General features: G+C 61.3%; 18 protein-coding genes. 5 read left to right on the top strand and 13 right to left on the bottom strand.

What is annotated here, in order from left to right:
• Positions 1-6 precede the first annotated feature (6 nt).
• The 3 genes from WNZ14_RS17875 to WNZ14_RS17865 form a co-directional block, all read right to left on the bottom strand.
• Positions 7-927 carry an alpha/beta hydrolase gene (locus WNZ14_RS17875; RefSeq protein WP_342869969.1) on the bottom strand — a complete coding sequence of 307 codons (921 nt, stop codon included), beginning with the start codon at positions 925-927 and terminating at the stop codon, positions 7-9.
• Positions 924-2129 (bottom strand): MFS transporter, encoded by a 1206-nt coding sequence (locus tag WNZ14_RS17870; protein ID WP_342869968.1) that lies wholly within the window; start codon positions 2127-2129, stop codon positions 924-926. The genes WNZ14_RS17875 and WNZ14_RS17870 overlap by 4 nt, the downstream gene beginning before the upstream one ends.
• 148 nt (positions 2130-2277) lie before the next feature.
• Positions 2278-2931, bottom strand: a complete 654-nt coding sequence (locus WNZ14_RS17865; RefSeq protein WP_342869967.1) for a malonic semialdehyde reductase — start codon at positions 2929-2931, stop codon at positions 2278-2280.
• Positions 2932-3253: 322 nt separating this feature from the next.
• On the opposite strand from WNZ14_RS17865, the gene WNZ14_RS17860 reads away from it, so the two are divergent.
• Positions 3254-4174: a LysR substrate-binding domain-containing protein gene (locus tag WNZ14_RS17860; RefSeq protein WP_342869966.1), complete on the top strand. Its 921-nt coding sequence runs from the start codon at positions 3254-3256 to the stop codon at positions 4172-4174.
• A 17-nt stretch (positions 4175-4191) separates the two neighbouring features.
• Here WNZ14_RS17860 and cysN read toward each other — a convergent pair whose 3' ends face one another.
• Genes cysN through WNZ14_RS17845 form a run of 3 tightly spaced genes read right to left on the bottom strand, consistent with a single transcriptional unit; the run spans position 4192 to position 7459 of the window.
• Positions 4192-5691: a sulfate adenylyltransferase subunit CysN gene (cysN, locus tag WNZ14_RS17855; RefSeq protein ID WP_342869965.1), complete on the bottom strand. Its 1500-nt coding sequence runs from the start codon at positions 5689-5691 to the stop codon at positions 4192-4194.
• Positions 5691-6623, bottom strand: coding sequence for a sulfate adenylyltransferase subunit CysD (cysD, locus tag WNZ14_RS17850; RefSeq protein WP_342869964.1), 933 nt, complete (start codon positions 6621-6623; stop codon positions 5691-5693). Before cysD ends, cysN begins: the two co-directional genes overlap by 1 nt.
• Positions 6624-6643: 20 nt before the next feature.
• Positions 6644-7459 (bottom strand): phosphoadenylyl-sulfate reductase, encoded by an 816-nt coding sequence (locus tag WNZ14_RS17845; protein ID WP_342869963.1) that lies wholly within the window; start codon positions 7457-7459, stop codon positions 6644-6646.
• 226 nt (positions 7460-7685) lie between these two features.
• Here WNZ14_RS17845 and cysQ point away from each other — a divergent pair, with 226 nt between their 5' ends.
• A complete protein-coding gene (gene cysQ / locus WNZ14_RS17840) occupies positions 7686-8519 on the top strand; it encodes a 3'(2'),5'-bisphosphate nucleotidase CysQ (RefSeq protein ID WP_342869962.1) in 834 nt (277 codons plus the stop codon).
• A gap of 43 nt (positions 8520-8562) precedes the next feature.
• Here cysQ and betA read toward each other — a convergent pair whose 3' ends face one another.
• Complete coding sequence (gene betA, locus WNZ14_RS17835) at positions 8563-10239, bottom strand: choline dehydrogenase (protein WP_342869961.1); 1677 nt, start codon at positions 10237-10239, stop codon at positions 8563-8565.
• A gap of 136 nt (positions 10240-10375) precedes the next feature.
• Here betA and WNZ14_RS17830 point away from each other — a divergent pair, with 136 nt between their 5' ends.
• Both WNZ14_RS17830 and WNZ14_RS17825 read left to right on the top strand, forming a co-directional pair.
• Positions 10376-10621 (top strand): cytotoxic translational repressor of toxin-antitoxin stability system, encoded by a 246-nt coding sequence (locus WNZ14_RS17830; RefSeq protein WP_342869960.1) that lies wholly within the window; start codon positions 10376-10378, stop codon positions 10619-10621.
• Positions 10622-10627: 6 nt separating this feature from the next.
• Positions 10628-10978 (top strand): helix-turn-helix transcriptional regulator, encoded by a 351-nt coding sequence (locus WNZ14_RS17825; RefSeq protein ID WP_342869959.1) that lies wholly within the window; start codon positions 10628-10630, stop codon positions 10976-10978.
• An 18-nt stretch (positions 10979-10996) separates the two neighbouring features.
• On the opposite strand, the gene betB is transcribed toward WNZ14_RS17825, so the two are convergent.
• The 5 genes from betB to WNZ14_RS17800 all read right to left on the bottom strand — a co-directional run bounded on the left by betB (position 10997) and on the right by WNZ14_RS17800 (position 16394).
• Entirely contained in the window at positions 10997-12460 is a 1464-nt protein-coding gene (gene betB / locus WNZ14_RS17820; RefSeq protein WP_342869958.1) for a betaine-aldehyde dehydrogenase, read from the bottom strand.
• Positions 12457-13101, bottom strand: coding sequence for a glutathione S-transferase family protein (locus WNZ14_RS17815; protein WP_342869957.1), 645 nt, complete (start codon positions 13099-13101; stop codon positions 12457-12459). The genes betB and WNZ14_RS17815 overlap by 4 nt, the downstream gene beginning before the upstream one ends.
• 1 nt (position 13102) lies before the next feature.
• The gene (gene betC, locus WNZ14_RS17810) at positions 13103-14641 is read right to left on the bottom strand and encodes a choline-sulfatase (protein WP_342869956.1); all 1539 of its coding nucleotides are present in this window, start codon (positions 14639-14641) and stop codon (positions 13103-13105) included.
• Positions 14638-15231 carry a transcriptional regulator BetI gene (gene betI / locus WNZ14_RS17805; protein ID WP_342869955.1) on the bottom strand — a complete coding sequence of 198 codons (594 nt, stop codon included), beginning with the start codon at positions 15229-15231 and terminating at the stop codon, positions 14638-14640. Before betI ends, betC begins: the two co-directional genes overlap by 4 nt.
• A 128-nt stretch (positions 15232-15359) precedes the next feature.
• A complete protein-coding gene (locus WNZ14_RS17800) occupies positions 15360-16394 on the bottom strand; it encodes a DMT family transporter (RefSeq protein WP_342869954.1) in 1035 nt (344 codons plus the stop codon).
• Between the two features lie 256 nt (positions 16395-16650).
• Between WNZ14_RS17800 and WNZ14_RS17795 the strand changes: the two genes are divergently transcribed.
• A complete protein-coding gene (locus WNZ14_RS17795; RefSeq protein ID WP_342869953.1) occupies positions 16651-17259 on the top strand; it encodes a glutathione S-transferase family protein in 609 nt (202 codons plus the stop codon).
• 71 nt (positions 17260-17330) lie between these two features.
• Here the strand turns inward: WNZ14_RS17795 and WNZ14_RS17790 are convergent, their stop codons facing one another.
• Entirely contained in the window at positions 17331-18023 is a 693-nt protein-coding gene (locus WNZ14_RS17790; RefSeq protein WP_342869952.1) for a L,D-transpeptidase, read from the bottom strand.
• Positions 18024-18662: the final 639 nt, after the last annotated feature.

The raw sequence follows: 18662 nt of genomic DNA, 5'->3' as shown, positions 1-18662 counted from the left end.
TCTCCTTCATTGAGCTTCGGTTTCATCAAAGAATGCATTGAGTTCGGTCGCGAGGAAGTCAGGTGCCTCTTCGGGGAGAAGGTGTCCCGTGCCCGGGATCGTGCCGCCGCGTACATCCGTTGAGATCGCTTCGAACTGGGCATGGGTGACTGGAACGCCATATTCACCGCCCCAGGCCATGATCGGCACGTCGATGCCTGCGTCGCCAAGCGCGCGCAATTGCCGGGCCGTTTCGAAGGTCGCGCGGTACCAGCCTATCGATCCGGCGATTCCGTTTTCTGTCTTTAGGCCTTCGGCATATTTCGCGCGATCCGCTGCGGTTACAGCGTCAGGGTTCGGGGCATGCATCAGCGGCACGAACCAGTCGACGAAAGCCTGCTCCTTGCCGTCAACGAGGATTTCCGCAAGCCCGGGCGCACTGTTGAAACCGAAGTGCCAGTAGCCGCCATAGGTTTCCTCTCGGTAGACCGTGAACTGGTCGAGATTGTAGCCAACCAGTGGCTCGTCCAGATAGGTCATGCTGAGCGCCGTTTCGGGATAGGTCCCGGCGAAGGCCAGCGACACCAGTGCGCCCATATCGTGGCCCACCACATGGGCCTCGCTCTTGCCGTAGTGGTTCAGAAGTCCCTTGATGTCTGCGGCCAGTCCAACTGCGTCATAGCCCGCCTCCGGCTTGTCCGATGCGCCATGTCCGCGCATGTCAGGCACGATCACAAACCGGTTGCCCGCCAGCAACGGTGCCAGCTTGCGCCAGGTATGCGAGGTGCCCATCCAGCCGTGCATCAGCACCACGGCGGTGTTCTCAGGATCGCCCCATGCCTTGACGTTGAGCTCGATCCCATTGGTGGGAATACGCGTCTCGGCGTCCTGGGCAAAGGCCGTCACCGGCAGTGCGGCGATAAGGGTAGCGAGAATGTATCGGTTCATGTTGCAGGTCTCCCTGTGGTGGTGGTGGCGGGGCGTGTTGCGGCGAGCAGGATCGCGACGAAGAGCGCGAGCACTGAGGCTGCCAGAAACCCGGAGGCAAGCCCGGAGTTGGCGATCACTGGCGCAAGGATAAGGGGTGAAGCGAACTGGCCGGCAAAGATCGCGGTTGTCAGCGCCCCCATCACCCGGCCACGCGCCATCGGCGGGGTGACGGAGAGAAGCCAGCGCGACAATGTCGGCATCAGCAGACCCATGCCAAAGCCCAAGCCAGCGAGGCCGGGATAGGTCGTGCCGCTACCAAGCCAGATCAGGCCAAGCCCGATGGCGATTGATGCGAAGGCCATCACGGCAAGGCCGCGCAGCGGCACCATTCTGGCGACCCATCCATAGGCGAGGCCCGTCACGGCCGAGACCAGTGTCATCCCGGCCATCATCGCGCCACTGAAGGCGGGAGCGCTATTGCCGCGCTCGGTCAGCAGAAACGGCAATTGCACGGGCACCGCATAAAAGCCGATCATGCCGATGAAGGCGGCAGTGCATATCAGGGCGAGAGTTCCAATAGGGAGAGGGGATGCGTTTCCAGCCGCACTGTCCGGTTCGCTGCTGCCGGATCTTGCTCTGCCGAGCGCCAGTGGGATGAGCGCCAACAGCACCAGCGGCAGCAGATAGATGGCAAAAGGACCACGCCAACTTATGCCTGCCAGAAGCCCACCGAGGCCCAGAAAGACCACGCCGCCAAAACCCATTGCCGCACCTTGAAATCCCAGCATCCGGTCGCGGGCCGGACCTTCGTAAAGATCGCCGATCAGGGCGCTGACCGACGTCATCACGCCGGCGACCGCAAATCCGAGAACCACGCGCGAGATCTGAAGTGCAAGCAAGTCACTGAGTACCAGACCCGCGCCGCCGGCCGCCACGTAAAGCGCGACGGAGACAAACAGAACCGGCACCCGCCCAACCCGGTCGCCAAGAAAGCCCGCAACCGGGGCGGCGATCGCAATCGCTAGCGCGGTGATTGTCACGAGCAGCCGCACGCGAAGTTCGGTCCCCGCGCCGAAATGTTCTGCCATCGCGGGCAATGACGGGGCAATTGTCGCGCCTGCCATGATGGTCATGGTCGCAGCCCCGAGAAGGGTTGCCGAGGCCAATGCGCCCGGACCGCCCCCAGGACTGGATCCACTGCTGCTCTCCGCACTCGTCATGGGGTGGCCTCGATAATGCCGGTGTCGGTGACCGGGCCAGACTTTGCCGCAAAGGCCGATGCAAACAGTACGAGGCAGACGGCAACGGCTTGAAAACCATGGGTCATGGGTCCTGCTCATGTCTGGTTCAGATCTTGGGTCTCAATCGTCACAGGATCTCCGACACCTCATCGAAGGCGAACCGTGGCAGGCGCGGGAAGACTGCGTTCGCGTCGCCATAGCCGACATTGATCAGGAAGTTCGATTTGAAGGTGTCGCCGTGGAAGAATTCAGCATCCACTCCGGCATTATCGAAGCCGGACATAGCGCCCACGTCGAGACCGTGCGCCCTGAGTGCGATGATCAGATAGGCTGCCTGAAGTGTAGCATTGCGGAATGCGGTCGCCTCCGCCAGCGCCACATCGCCGGCAAAGAACCCGGCAGCACCTGGATTGATCGGAAAGATCTTTGCGAATTGCGTGTGAAAAGCCGTGTCATGCGCAATGATCGCTGTCACCGGCGCCTTCTCGGTCTTGTCGCGATTGCCCTCCATCAGATGCGGGAGCAGGCGTGTCTTTGCCTCTGGTGAGCGCACCCAGACCACGCGCATTGGCTGGCAGTTCATCGAGGTCGGCCCGATGCGGGCAAGATCGAACGCGGCACGCAGCGTGGCTTCCTCCACCTTCCTGTCGGTCCATGCATAATGCGTGTGAGCCTTGCCCAGGATCAGATCGAGAGTGTCAGGGTCGCCTTGGGTGATACGCACGCGCAAATCGTTGACTTCAGCGATGGCTTCCGCCTGGCCGGGGAGGAGGTCGGTCATGATTGGTCCTTCTTGCTGTGTTGAGGCAGCAGGATGGCCCCTGCGGCGCTGAGTTTCTGAAGGGAAATCAGAGAGCTGTCTGGCCCGCGGCCCCGGCTCGGAACGTATCGGCCTTCGGCCGCGTGCGCGTGCCGGCGACGCTGCCCCGCATCGGCATCTGGATGTGCGGCGATGAGGCCTTCTCCCACACGGCCGGGTGCTTCTCCGGCACTTCTGCTGCTGTCCGTTCCGCTCAATTTCGCTTGCCTCGACTTCCATACGGGGAAAAATCTAAGGCTTGCAGCAGAATTGATTAGATCATCGAAATGGATATATTTAATCCATGGATGAATTGATCGATCTTGGTCTGGATGATCTGGCGCTGTTTGCCCGGGTGGTTGAGGCGGGTGGTTTTACCGCCGCCGCACGCCGGACAGGCACGCCACAGGCGACGATCAGTCGACGCATTGCGCAGCTCGAGGCGCGGTTCGGGCTGCCGCTTCTGATCAGAACGACGCGCCGGATCGCGCTGACAGAGGTCGGGCGACGCGTTTATGACCACGCGCAACTGATGCTTGAGCAGGCGGACGCAGCGCTCAATGCCGCAGCCGAGATGGCGCGTGAGCCAGCCGGACGTCTGAAAGTCTCTGCGCCGGTCATTCTTGGCCAGGCTTTCATCAGCGGAATTCTCGCAGATTTCCTGATCGAGCACCCTAAGGTGAACATCTGCCTCGAATGGACCACCCGCTTGGTCGACCCGCTGGAAGACGACGTAGACGTCGCCATCCGGGTGGGGCAGTCGCCACACCCGGCTCTGAGCGTCACGAGCCTCGGCTCGACGCGAACGCGGGTTTACGCGTCACCCGATTGGTCCGGGTCAGAGCCTACGTGCCCGGCCGATCTGACAACACTTGCAATGTTCGGCATCGGTCGTTCACTCGAGGCGGGCGAAGTCACCTTTACCAGAGGCGGGGAAGTCGCAACCGTGAACATCCCGCGCCGGATGATGGCCAACGACGTGCAGCCGGTCATTGCCGCCGCTGCCCGGACTGGCGGACTTGCCTTCCTGCCCGACTTCGTGGCCCCTGAAGGCTGGCGAGAACTGCTGGCAGACTGGCGAACCCGGGAACAGGAGATAACAGCGCTCACGGCAGCTTCCCGAGGCGCATTGCCAAAGATACGGTTCTTCCTGGATGCGCTGAAGTCAGGCCTCGCCCTGACGCAGCAACGGAAGGGCCGTCCCGGTCGAGGCCCGAAAAGCTGACCTCGACCGGGCTCGACTTATTCGCCTTCGGCCTCTTCGGGCCCCGTCACCCGGATCTCGCCTGCATGTGAGCGCGCAAATTCGGTCTTGAGGAATGCTTCGAGCAGCCGCGCCGGCAACGTCACTGTCGCGCGGTCGGCATCAGGCAGGGCATCAAACCGGCCTGACTTCGAGCGCTTGCCGTCGATCATGCCGCCTGCAACCGTGTTCAGCGTTTCCGGATCGATCAGGATGAAAGCGCCGGTGTCGCGGTTGGTCTCGTAGGCATCAAAGATCGCGGTGTCCTCGAAATCGAGGTCCACCACGCCTATGCCGTTGACGGCCAGGAAAGTGGCGTCGTCCCAGTTGCCGGTCGAAAGATCCAGCGCCGAGGTCGGGCGCACCATCACCCGCTGGCGGCGGGCACCGGCCTTCAGCCAGTAACGCTTGCCGGGAACAATGCCGTCGGGCGAAAGCGCCACCATTCGCGCAGTGAAGGCACGACCTGTCTGCGGTCGCTGGTCGATCGCCGTAATCATGTCGCCGCGCGCCACATCCACCGGACGGTCGAGCACCAGCGTGATCGCGTCGCCGTGGACGGCCGCGTTTCGTACCAGATCGTAGGTGACGATGGCCTTGACGTTGGCTTCGACGCCTGAAGGCAGCACCACGACACTGTCGCCAGGCTTGATCGAGCCGCCGGCAACGGTGCCCTGATAGCCACGGAAGCCTTCGCCGGGGCGCGAGACCCGCTGCACTGGCAGTCGGAAGCCTGTTGTCTGGCCGGTGCGCTGGGTGGCTTTCTCCAGAGCGTCGACCAGCGTGGGTCCGGAATACCACGGCATCACATCATCGCCACGCAGCACGATATTCTCGCCCTTGAGCGCAGAGACCGGAATGGCTGTGACCTGGCGCACGCCGAGCGACAGCGCGATTTCCCTGAAGTCGCGGGCAATGGCCCGGAAACCGGCCTCGTCGTAGTTGTTGAGATCGATCTTGTTGACCGCCAGCACGAACTGCCGGATGCCCATCAGCGCCGCAATCGTTGCATGCCGCCGGGTCTGTTCGAGAATGCCTGCGCGGGCGTCAACCAGCAGCACGGCGAGATCGGCGGTCGAGGCGCCGGTCGCCATATTGCGGGTGTACTGCACATGACCGGGCGTGTCGGCGACGATGAACGAGCGCCGGTCGGTGGCGAAATAGCGGTAGGCGACATCGATGGTGATGCCCTGTTCGCGCTCGGCCTGCAGACCGTCGAGCAGCATCGCGAAATCGGGCAGGCCGAGCTCGTTCTGTTTGCCGGTGGAATCGCGCCTCAGCGTCGCAGCCTGATCTTCCTTGACCGCCTTGGTGTCCCACAGCAGCCGGCCGATCAGCGTCGACTTGCCGTCATCCACCGAGCCGCAGGTGATGAACCTGAGCGGCCGAGCCTGCCGCGCCACCGTCTCCGGATGTGCCTCGACATGGGACCCGGCACCGGTTGCGTCATCGCCGGAATCAATCTGTTCAGCGGTCTGCGAAAGTGATTGAGAACTCATCAGAAATAGCCTTCGCGTTTCTTCTTTTCCATTGATCCGGACTGGTCACGGTCGATCGCCCGGCCCTGACGTTCGGACACCGTGGCGATCTCGAGTTCAGCGATCACTTCATCCAGCGTGGTGGCTTGCGAGCGGACCGCGCCGGTCAGCGGGAAGCAGCCCAATGTGCGGAACCGCACCAGCTCCTCGCGCACCTGCTCGTCTGGCAGAAGTTGCATCCGCTTGTCTTCTGCGAGGATCAGCATGCCGTCGCGTTCGACAACCTTGCGACGTTCGGCGAAATAAAGCGGCACCAGCTCGATCTGTTCGGCCTGGATGTAGCGCCAGATGTCGACCTCGGTCCAGTTCGACAGCGGAAACGCGCGAACGCTCTCACCCGGATGGATCATGCCATTGTAGATCGACCAGAGTTCCGGACGCTGGTTGCGCGGGTCCCAGGCGTGATCAGGCGTGCGGAACGAATAGATCCGCTCCTTGGCGCGCGAAGCTTCCTCGTCACGGCGTGCGCCGCCGAAAGCTACATCATAGCGACCCATGTCGAGCGCCTGCTTCAGCGCCTGCGTCTTCATGATGTCGGTGTAGCGCGACGAGCCGTGGCTGAACGGCGTGACATTATCACGAAGCCCCTCCGGGTTGGTGTGGGCGATCAGCTCCAGACCGTGTTTGGCAACCACCGCATCGCGGAAGGCGATCATCTCCGGGAACTTCCAGCCGGTGTCGATATGCACCAGCGGAAATGGCAGCTTGCCGGGATGAAACGCTTTCAGTGCCAGATGCAGCAGAACTGACGAATCCTTGCCGATCGAATAGAGCATCACCGGGCGTTCAAATTCTGCAGCCACTTCACGGAATATGTGGATCGCCTCGTTCTCGAGCGCTTTGAGGTGTGGATCGAGCGGCGGCTTGCCGCGCCCGTGTTCAATGACCTTCATGTGTGTGTCCTTGCGATATCTTAAGAGACCGGCCCTTGGGATGCCGGTGTCGTGACTTTTGGTTGGCCCTGGGCGCGGGAGCCGGAAACGGAAGCCGACAGATGCAGGCCGCATTCGCGGCGTTCATCCTGCTCCCACCACCAGCGTCCTGCGCGCTCGGGCTCGCCAGGCTTGATGGCGCGGGTGCAGGGCTCGCAGCCAATCGATGGAAAGCCCTTGGCATGCAGCGGATTGATCGGCACATCGTCAGCCTTGGCGCGCGCCTGGAGCGCTTCCAGCGTCTGATCGGCCAGCGGATTGATCTTGAGCAGGCTGCGGTCTGCGTCCCACTCGGCCAGCGGCGAATTGGCCCGGTTGCCCGACTGACCGCGGCGGAGCCCGGTGACCCAGATATCGGCGTCTTCGAGTGCCCGGCCCAGCGGTTGCAGCTTGCGCGCATGGCAGCAGGCGTGCCGTGCCTCAACGCTGTCGTAAAATCCGTTCATGCCGTAGAGCGCGACAAAGCCGTCGACCTCGTCCTTCCATGGTTTGAACACCTCGATCGACAGCCCGTACTGTGCTTTGGTCTCGCCCATCAGCTTTTCCGTTTCTGCAAACAGCCGTCCTGTATCGAGCGTGACGATCCGCAGGTCAGCTTTGGTTGCCGCGATGATCGATGTCAGCACCTGATCCTCCAGCCCGAGCGACGTGGTGAACACCGCCCGACCAAGGCTGGCGATTCGCAGAATCCGACCCGGCAGCGGCATCGACGCAAGTTCGGCTTTGAGCTGGGCTGCGAACTGAGGGCCGAAAGCCTCGCGTGAGACGGCAGCGGCGGGCGATTGTTGCGTGGACATGATTGCGGCTCCGGTTATGGCAGCGATTTTCGCCTCGCCCGCCCGCAAAAACGAGGCATCACAGTCCTTTTGCTGCCGCCGTTGAGGTCTGTTGTTCCGCTTAGGCTGGGTACAACAGAAAAACCTGTCCAAATACTGCCATTGTTGCGCTGCACTGAACATTGACCGGGCGTTCCAATCGTGCGACGCCAGAGGTCAACTGTAACCCGATGCTGGACCATTGCCGATGGGTGCCCCAGACTTTGCCGATCCCGATCATCAGCCGTTGCCGGACCTGATCGATACCTTCGAGCGTGCGGCGATTGCTGCTGGCAGGGAAATCCTCGCCGCGCGTGCCAGTGGTGCCAAGGTCTCCATAAAATCGGATTCAACGCCGGTGACCCAGGCCGATCGTGCGGCTGAAGCCGTCATTCTGGCGCATCTGACCGAGCAGTTTCCGGGTGTTCCCGTGGTCGCTGAGGAAATGGCGGAGGACGGCAAATGCCCGAACTCGACCGGGGCCTCCTATTTCCTCGTCGATGCGCTCGACGGAACCGGTGATTTCATCGCCGGCCGCAACGAGTTCACAGTCAATGTGGCGCTCATTCGCGATCTGAAGCCGGTGGCTGGTGTTGTTTATGCACCAGCACTGGGGCGCATCTGGAGCGGATCCGGCAGCAAGGCCTATGTCGCGGAAGTCACCGCCGATGGCGAAATTCGCGACCGGAAGGAAATCCGCACCCGTGCTCTTCCCAAGACCCCGGTCGCCCTCGTCAGTCTCAGCCACCGCGAACCCGAGACGCAAGCCTGGCTCGACAAGTTGCCTGCGCATGAGACAACCCATATCGGCTCATCGCTGAAATTCTGCCTCGTGGCCGAAGGCAAGGCCGATGTCTATCCCCGGCTTGTCTGCCTGCATCAGTGGGACATTGCAGCAGGCGACGCAGTGCTGCGCGCTGCGGGCGGCATCACGCTCGGTCTTGACGGCAAGCCGCTCGAATACGGCGTCGACAATTCCGACTTCGATTGCGGCCGGTTCGTCTGCTGGGGCCAGCATCCTGATAAGGCGGCCGCCGGTTGATCACGCCGACAGGCGTGATCAAGATCTCATCCAAAGATAAAAGCTAGGCGTTTTTCAACCGGTCGGTCTCGCGCCAATCGGCGTTCATCCACGGTTCCAGATTGCTGGGCGCCAGCGGTGTGCGTCCGAGAATATGGTCGGCTGCCTTTTCCCCGGTCATGATCGACGGGCCATTGAGGTTGCCGTTGGTCACGCGCGGGAAGATCGAGGAGTCGGCAACGCGCAATCCCTCGACGCCGATGACGCGGGTCTCTGGATCGACCACCGCATGAAGATCATCGGCCCTTCCCATCCGGCAGGTGCCGCAAGGATGATAGGCGCTTTCGGCGTGCTCGCGGATGAAGCCATCGAGCTCGGCGTCACTCTGGACGTCGCTGCCCGGCTGGATCTCCTTGCCGCGGAACGGATCGAAGGCAGCTTGCCCGAACACCTCTCGGGTGATCCGCACGGCCCTGCGGAAGTCGCTCCAGTCTTTCTCGTGGCTCATGTAATTGAAGTGGATCACAGGCGCCGCCTTGGCGTCTGCAGACCGGAGCGTCACCGCGCCGCGTGAGGGCGAACGCATCGGCCCGACATGGGCCTGGAAGCCGTGCATCGGGGCTGCGGCCTTGCCGTCGTAGCGGATCGCGCCGGGCAGGAAATGGAACTGGATATCGGGGTAGGGCACACCCGCTTCCGAGCGGATGAAGCCGCATGCCTCGAACTGGTTCGAGGTCCCAAGTCCTTGCCTGAGGAACAGCCACTGCGCCCCGATCATCGCCTTGGAGATGAGGTTGAGCTTGGAGTAAAGCGTGATCGGCTGGATGCACTCCTGCTGGATATAGACCTCGAGATGGTCCTGCAGATTGGCGCCGACGCCGGGACGGTCGGCGATGACATCGATGCCGTGCTCGGCAAGATGCGCGCCCGGTCCGATGCCCGACAGCATCAAGAGCTTGGGCGAGTTGAACGCGGAGGCGGCGATGATCACCTCACGCTGCGCCTTAACAACCTGAATCGATCCGTTAACTTCGAGTTCAACACCGGTTGCGCGGTGATTCTCGATGACAACCCGGCGCGCCAGGCCTCTGACAAGACTCACGTTTTTGCGCTTCAGCGCAGGCTTGAGATAGGCCTCCGCCGTGGACCAGCGCTGGCCCTTGTGGATGGTCTGCTCCATCAGGCCGAAGCCTTCCTGACGCGACCCATTGTAGTCCTGCGTCACCCCGTAACCGGCTTGTCGGCCTGCTTCGATAAAGGCGTTGAACAGCGGATTGACCGCAGGTCCGCGCCGCACATGCAGCGGTCCGTCGGTGCCGCGCCAGCCCTCTTCGCCGCCGATGCCACCGCCTTGATGCGAGGTTTCCATGCGCTTGAAATAGGGCAGCACATCGGCAAACGACCAGCCATTGGCGCCTTGCTCGGCCCAGTGATTGAAGTCCTCGGCATGGCCGCGCACGAACACCATGCCGTTGATCGAGGACGACCCGCCGATGACTTTGCCGCGCGGCGCGGCGAGCCGCCGGTTGCCCAGATTGGCTTCGGGCTCGGTGGTGTAACCCCAGTCATAGATCCCCATGTTCATCGGGTAGGAGAGGGCGGCTGGCATCTGGATGAAAGGACCGAAATCCGACCCGCCATGCTCGATGACAATCACCGAATGCTTGCCATCCTCGCTCAGCCGCGCGGCCATCGCGGAGCCTGCCGAACCTGCGCCGATGATAACAAAATCTGCTTGCATGATGGTCTCCAATGCCAAAGGCCTTTCAATTCTGTCCGCGTGAGCAGGACGCTGCCTGCCCTGCGGGCGAGATAATTGAAAAGAGGGCTCTCGCAGCCGTGTTGATAGATGTATAGCTATTGGCTATATTTCCGGTATGAAGGCCATCAGATATAGCCGCGATGCAAAGAAAAGCCTCGACCGCATGCAGCCAAAGCGCAAGGCGGCGATCCTGTCCCGAATCGAGGCTTATGCTCGCGGTGAGAGCGTGGACATAAAGAAGATGCAGGGCGGCGGTTATCATCGCATCCGGGTCGGTCAGGATCGCGTCATTATTGATGATCAGGGTGTCGTCGTCATGGTGATCAGTGCCGGTCCGCGCGGCGGCATTTACAAGGAATGAAATGACATGGGTGAGATTCAGAAGCTTACGATCGAAGGCAAGAATTACGTTCTCGTTAGTGAAGATGACTATGAGGACATGATCGATACACTTGAAGCCAACGCCATCACGGCGCGCATCAGGGAGGGCGAAGAGACCTTCCCCCATGCGCTGATCGTCGAACTTGCTGAAACAGATAGCCGGGTTCGAACCTACCGCAAATACCGAGGTCTCTCGATGACCGAACTTGCCAAAACGGCCGGCATTTCCCAGCCGTATTTGTCCGATATAGAAAACGGCAAGAAGACTGGCTCGGTTGATGTGCTCAAGCGCATCGCCGTTGCTCTTCGTGTCGATCTCGATGATCTCGTGTGCTGACCAGGCCATCAACGCGCCTCAGTAGGGGCTGTCGACGGGCCCGGTGGCCACGTAGACGCTTTTGAGGTGGGTGTAGTGCTCGATTGCCGCGCGCGAATTCTCGCGCCCGATGCCCGATTGCTTGACGCCGCCAAATGGTGCTTCAACCGGTGTGAGGTTATAGGTGTTGATCCAGGTGGTGCCGGCATCAAGCTCAGCAATCACCCGGTGCGCACGCGTAAGGTCCGCGGTGAAGACGCCTGCTGCCAATCCGAACTGGATGTCGTTGGCGCGGGTGACCGCCTCGTCCTCGTCATCAAACGCCAGCACGCTCATCACCGGGCCGAAGATTTCTTCCCGCGCAATCGTCATGGTGTCGGTGACATCAGCAAAGACCGTCGGCTGGATATAGGCGCCGTTTTCAAAACCCTGCAGCACAGGCACGCCGCCACCGGTGACGAGCCGTGCGCCTTCACGTTTGCCGGTCTCGATATAGCCCATCACCTTGTCGCGTTGCGCCATCGAGACCATTGGTCCGAGGTGCGTGTCGGGATCAAGCGGATCCCCGATGCGGATTGCCTCGGTGCGGGTTTTCAGCCGCTCGAGGAAGCGGTCATAGGCACCGCGCTGGACAAACACGCGTGTTCCGTTCGAACAGATCTGTCCGGTCGAATAGAAATTGCCCAGCATCGCGCCGCCGATGGCGCTTTCGAGATCGGCATCGTCAAACACGAGGATCGGCGATTTTCCGCCCAGTTCCATGGTCACGGACTTGATGGTGGGGGCGGCTGCCGCCAGCACCTTGGCGCCGGTTGGCACAGAGCCGGTGAGCGACACCTTGGCGATCTCAGGGTGCGAGGCGAGCGCCGCGCCGACATCGCCATAGCCCTGAACCACGTTGAAAATGCCGGCTGGCAATCCCGCATCCTTGAAGGCTTCAGCCAGCAGCAGGGCAGTCAACGGTGTCATTTCGGACGGCTTGAAGATGAAGGCATTGCCGCAGGCGAGCGCCGGCGCTGATTTCCATGCCGCGATCTGGATCGGGTAGTTCCACGCACCGATGCCCGCGCAGACGCCAAGGGCCTCACGCCGTGTGTAGACGAAGTCGCCGCCCAGATCGACATGTTCGCCGGTGATCGCACCAGCGAGGCCACCGAAATACTCAAGCGCATCCGCTGCCGAAGCCGCGTCGGCGACAAGGGTTTCCTGAATGGCCTTGCCGGTGTCCAGCGTCTCGATGCGGCTTATCTCTTCATTGCGTTCACGCAGGATCTGCGCCGTGCGCAAAAGGATCCGCCCGCGCTCGACACCCTTGAGCTTGGCCCAGGCCGGTTGCGCGGCCTTCGCCGCCTCGACAGCGCGTTCAACGATCGCAGGCGTCGCTGAGTACAGCCGGGCATTCAACTCGCCGGTGGCCGGATAGATGCTTTCAATTACCGCACCGGCATCGTCTTCGAGATAGGCGCCGGCGATGTGGTGGGAGGCTTTCGGTTGTGCTTTCATGATTTGGCTCTCAACGGCTCGTAGGAAACCATGGCATGCTCGCGATAGGAGGGCCGCGTCTGCAGCGTCTCGAAATAGGACCTCAAGGCGGGGGTGTCCGCACGGTCAAACTCATGCGTGAAGTAACGATGCAGCAGATGGCCGCAAATGATGTCGGCATAGCTGAAGCGCTCGCCGTCGAGATACGGGCCCTTCTGCAGCCGCGCATTCAGAATCAGCGCCAGAGGCTTGAGTTTCTCGATCGCGGTAGAGATCGCGTTCTGGTCGCGCTGCGCCACGGGCTGGATCACCATCGGGAAGAAGACCCCGTTACCGAAGGCTGGCCCGAAGCTGGTCTTGATCCATTCCGCCCACATGTCGATCTGGACGCGATGGTTGGGGTCGCCAGGCCAGAAGGTCTCGTCGCCATACTTGCAGGCGAGATAGCGCACGATTGCCGCGCTCTCGAAGATTGGCTCGCCACCGTCATCGCGCACCACCGGTATCAGCCCGTTGGGGTTCATGGCCAGATAATCCGGCGTCCGGTTGCCGCCATGGGCATGGCCGATGTCGAGTCTGTCATAGGCGAGCCCGAGCTCGCCTATGCACCACATCAAAGCCTGCACGTTGGAGGACGTCGCCCTGCCATAGACTGTCAGCATGTCATTCTCCCCTTGGAAAACGTTGCGATTCTTCGAGGATGTTGAGGTCCATGTGGTTGCGCATGTAGCGCTCCGAAGCCTTCTGCAACGGCTGGAAATCCCAGGGGTAATAGTTGCCGTTTCTCAACGCTTCATAGACCACCCAGCGGCGCGCCTGGCTTTCGCGCACCTCGGCGTCATAGCGTGACATGTCCCACTTTGCGCGAACCTGAGCCATGTAGGCTGAGACCCGATCGGCGTGCGCAAGGTCCATTGCCAGATTGGTGAGCTCGTCCGGATCTGCATCGAGATCGAACAGCTGAGGTGCATCGAGCTCGCAATGGACGAACTTGTAGTTGCCGTCGCGGATCGCCACCAAGGGTGCTTCCGAGCCCTCGGCTGCATACTCCATCATCACCGGTGCGGTGCGCTTCTCGCCATTCATGGCGGGGATCAGGCTTTCGCCATCGGTCCACGGCGCCACATCTTCGAGCGACACGCCTGCAAGCGCTGCCAGCGTCGGCGTGATATCGAGATTGGAGGTGGGCTGCGAAACCAGTCGGCCTTCCGCACCTGGGGTCGCGATCATCAGCGGAACCCGGGCTGAACCGTCAAAAAAGCTCATCTTGAACCACATGCCGCGTTCGCCCAGCATGTCACCATGGTCTGAGCAGAACACCACGATGGTGTTGTCCGCCATGCGGGTTGCTTCAAGCGTCGCCAGTATGCCGCCGATCTTGTCATCGAGATAGGAGATGTTGGCGAAATAGGCCTGCCGCGAGCGGCGGACATTGTCTTGCGTGATATCGAAGCGCTCGGAATCATTGGCCTTGTAGAGGCGCTGCGAGTGCTGGTCCATTTGCTCAAAGGCAAAGGGCGCAACGCGGGGCTCGAGTTCCGGGCAGCCCTCATAAAGATCCCAGAATTGCTTGCGTGCCACATAGGGATCATGCGGATGGGTGAAGGACACCGTCAACGCCCATGGTCGCGACGACGGATCATCACTGGTGCGTGATAGCTGATGCAGCTTCTGGTTCGCGAAGAATGCCACCTCGTCATCATATTCCATCTGGTTCGAGGTCTCGGCGACACCGGCTCCGGTGACCGAGCCCAGATTGTGATACCACCAGTCGATGCGCTCGCCGGGCTTGCGGTAATCCGGCGTCCAGCCGAAATCGGCAGGGTAGATGTCGGTGGTCAGCCGTTCTTCAAAACCGTGCATCTGGTCCGGCCCGACAAAATGCATCTTGCCCGACAGGCCGGTGTAATAGCCGGCGCGCCTGAGGTGATGTGCATAGGTCGGAATGTCGGAGGCAAATTCCGCAGCGTTGTCATACACCCGCGTCCGGCGCGGCAGCTGCCCCGACATGAACGATGCCCGGCCCGGCGCGCACAGTGGCGAAGCGGTGTAGTTCTTTGAAAACCGCACCGAGCGCGCTGCGAGTTTCTTCAGGTTGGGTGCATGCAGGAAATTGGCCGGGCCATCGGGAAACAGTGTTCCGTTCAATTGGTCGACCATCAGGATGAGAATATTGGGTCTTTTCGCCCCTGCGTCCGTCATACTGTTCTCCCGCGAATCTCAAGCAGTTGCGTTTCGATGTGATCTTCGACCAGCGCCACCGCATCATGACGCGCAGGTCCGGTGCCGAGCGCCTTGCGGATGTAAAGCCCGTCGATCATCGCCGCCGCGCCTTCGGCGATGCGCTCGGCCTCGTATTGACCGGCCAGCGGAGTCAACCCGCTCATCAGGTTGGCATGCAGCCGCCGCGCATAGACCGACAGCAGTCGCCTTATCTCAGGGGCTCGCTGCGCATCCACGTAGAACGCCAGCCATGCGGCAACCACATCCTCTGAGAACTGCTTGTCGGAAAAGCTCACTGCAATGATCGCCGAGATCCGCGCGCGATTGCTGCGCGCCGCCTTCAGGGCATTGAGCGTATCGCTTCTAAGATCGCTCAGCAGTGCGCGCACAGAGGCGGTGATCAACTGGTCCTTGGAGCCGAAATAGTGGTGTGCGAGCGCAGGCGAAACTCCGGCCCGTCCGGCAATGTCCGACATCGTCACATCCATCGAACCGCGCGCGCCGATGGCTTCGATGGCTGCATCTGTGAGTGCCTTGCGGCGGATTGGTTCCATGCCGATCTTGGGCATATGCGCTCTTCCTTGGGTCAGGATGGGCAAGGTCAGGGCCTTGCCGAGAGCACAAGTCTAGTTTTGATTGAGTGATCAATCAACAAAAAATCTTTTGGGGAACGGGTCGGCGTGGGTCTGGCTTGGCGCTAAAAAATGCCGGCGGTTGGCATTTCGGTGTCTTCGGTCACGGCTGGAACGCCGGTTGCGATCAGGGTTTCGCCCACCGGTGCGGGTGTCTCGGCTCTTTCGGGCGCGCGCAATTCACGATACCCGATATAAAGCTCGGCACCGATGATCAGCGCCATGCCGGCAAGCGTGTTCAGTGCCGGAACCTCACCCCAGAAAAACCAGGCTGCCATTGCGGCAAACGGCAGGTAGGCATAGTCAAACGGCGCGATCAGGCTGGCATTGGCGACCTGATAGGCGCGGCTGAGCAGAATGTAGCCGGTCATCCCCACCACGCCCAGCAGCGCCAGATTGGCCAGCTGCGACGCCTCTGGAACAATAAGCTCAAGCCGCAGGTGATAAAATTCCGGTCCCATCGGGACGACTGCATTGACCAGCCACCCGAGCGGCCAGATCATCACCCCGGACCCGCCGATGGTCCAAAGCCCCATGGTCAGGCTGCTTTCGCCGTCGCCCACCCGCCGGGTCAGGATCATTGATGCGGCATAGGTCAAGGCACACATCAGCGGCAGCAGCGCCACCCATTGGAAGCTGGCATGGCCGGGCGCCATCGCGATCAGCACGCCGGTAAAGCCCACCACCAGCGCGCCGATCCGGTGCGGCCCCATGCGCTCGCCCAGGAAAAGTGCTGCCAGGATGCCTATGAACAGCGGCGCTGAGAAGAAGATCGTGGAGACCTCCGCGAGCGGCATGAACGGAAAGGCCGCGTAAAACATCGCGAAGCCGCCGGTCAGCAGGAACGCCCGCACCAGGTGGATCGGCCACAGCGGTGTGTAGAGCCTGTGCTTGCCGCCGAGCCAGACGATCAGCGGCGCGAGCACGAGAACCGAGACGCAGGCGCGGGCGAAAATCAGCATCCACAAGGGTTGCGCCCCGAGCAGCTCCTTGACCATCAGATCCTGCCCGACAAAGCACCACGCACCACCAAGCACGCAGGCAACGCCCTGGACCGACCGGGAAGATTGGGCAGGCACAAAAGAGGCGACGGCTGTCATAGTGAAACCCCGGTTTTCATAAGGTCTGCTGGAAACAGCGGTGGGGACGAACCCCTTTATGCAATTGGCGTAAAGGATAATAAATCCATGCTCGATTTTTGTCGATCATGCGCGTCTGTCCGCGACACACGATGCGGAAAATGTCGAGCGATGGCAGCGCGCGCCATCTTGGCCGGTCTGCATCAATGCTGACAAAATCTGACAAGAGAGGGCTTATATCCTGGGGCCACGATCAACCTCAGTCAGGATGCCTGCCATGCTTACCCTCTATCATTCGCCGCAGTCCCGCTCTTCCCGTATCGTGCGTTTGCTCGATGAACTTGGCGTTCTCGACCAGGTCGAGATCCGTATCGTCGGCATCACCCGCTTTGATGGCTCCGGTGGCGCTGATCCCGCCAATCCTCATCCCGAAGGCAAGGTGCCGCTTCTCGTGCATGACGGCGTCGAGATCTGGGAATCAAGCGCCATCATTCTCTATCTCACCGATCTTTTCCCCGAAGCGGGCCTTGGTCGGCCGGTCGGGCATCCTGAGCGGGGAGCCTATCTGAGCTGGCTTGCATGGTATGGCGATGTGATGGAGCCCGTCATGGTGTTCAAGCTTGCGGGCCTTTCGCATCGGCTTCTTGATGTCACGTTCCGCGGCGTGGACGAGATGACCGCGCGGCTTGGCCGCCAACTCGCCAGGACTCCATACATTCTAGGTGAAACATTTTCCGCAGCCGACGTGCTGCTGAGCTCGACCTTCGTCTGGATGCCTGATGCAACGCCCGACGTGCCCGAGATCAGGGACTGGGTGGCGCGCTGCCAGGCGCGGCCTTCTGCAGCCCGGCTGGTAGCCTACGACAAGGAGTGCTTCGCGGCTTGATCTGCAAAAGCAGGCGCCGACCGATGGCCCAATCGGGCCGCCGGTCGGCGTGCCGCATCTGGCTGCTGGCTCTATGTCAGCATCGCCGGCATGGAGGATCGCCTGACGATCACCTTGGCGCGGGGGCGCACCCGTTCATAGAGGTCGATTATATCCTGGTTGAGAAGCCTGATGCAGCCGGATGAGACCGCCTTGCCGATGGAGTTCGCTTCCGGATTGCCGTGCAGCCGATAGAGCGTGTCTTCGCCGTTCTGGAAGAGATAAAGCGCCCGCGCCCCCAGCGGGTTCATCAGTCCCGGTTCCATGCCGCCATTGGCGACGGAGTAGGGCTCAAGTTTCGGGTTGCGCGCCACCATATCGTCGGGCGCCTTCCATGTCGGCCATTTGCGCTTGTACTGTATCACCGCGTCACCGGACCAGGAGAAGCCCTGCTTGCCCACGCCGACACCATAACGCATTGCGGTTCCGCCATCCTCGACAAGGTGGAGATAGAATGCGTTCGGATCAATGATGATGGTGCCCGCAACCTCTTCGGGAAACGGGTTGGCGACGCGCTGACGCCAGTACTGCTTTGGCACCACGCCCGCTGGTACGGCGGGAATGGCGTAACCATTGTCGAGTACCGGACCATAGGCTGCGGGCATCACCCCGGTATCCGGTTCGATAGACAGTGTTTTGTTGGTGTCTGGGCTACTGCCGGTCGTGGTGCAGCCTGAAAGCGCAGCCATCGAGGCCGCGCCAAGGAAAAAGCGTCGGGTAATCATAAAGAGAAGTCCTTTGATGCTGAATAAAACAGGACCGTCGGCTAACGGGCCCGGATTCGGTTCAGCTCAAACGCGGCGGCCTGAACAGCCTGGAGCTCTGCAGATCGTCAACGCTCCCGCCGACATTGCGTCCGAAAGCATGACTCGCAAAGGCAATGTCGATCTGCAGGGGCCTGGGCACATAGCCGATTTCGAAGCTGCAGCTTGACCAGCCCAGGACGCCGCGTTGGCAGCTCTTGGAAGCGGTCGCGCTGCCGTTGCTGTTGGCGGTCACACCTGTGCGCGTTGCCTCGATCGTCAGCGGATCAGGACTGATCTTAGAGGAAAATCCACGCGCCAAAGGGCCCATCAACCCGAGGGTTAAGGCCAGCAGACACAAAAGCAGGATTCGGGGCATGCGCATGTGCCATGCTTGACCGATAATGCTGCCGAGTTCCAGTGCCGACCGCCTATTCACCGATCAAGATTTGGTGAGGCAGTCGCCATTAATGCCCCCAGTCCTGAGAGCCGGGCTCGCAGACTGCGCCGGAGTTTGCCTGCTGAAGCCCGTGAAATAGTGGCGTTGCGATTAGGCGCAGACGATCTGGAACTCTCTTCTCCCTCCATGGTTAAGCAGGAGTGAACGCCAAATATAGACAT

The sequence above is a fragment of the Hoeflea sp. AS60 genome (assembly GCF_038900115.1).
Taxonomy (GTDB): domain Bacteria; phylum Pseudomonadota; class Alphaproteobacteria; order Rhizobiales; family Rhizobiaceae; genus Hoeflea.
Note: the sequence above shows the minus strand (reverse complement) of the source record. Positions and strands in the feature narration are given on the sequence as shown.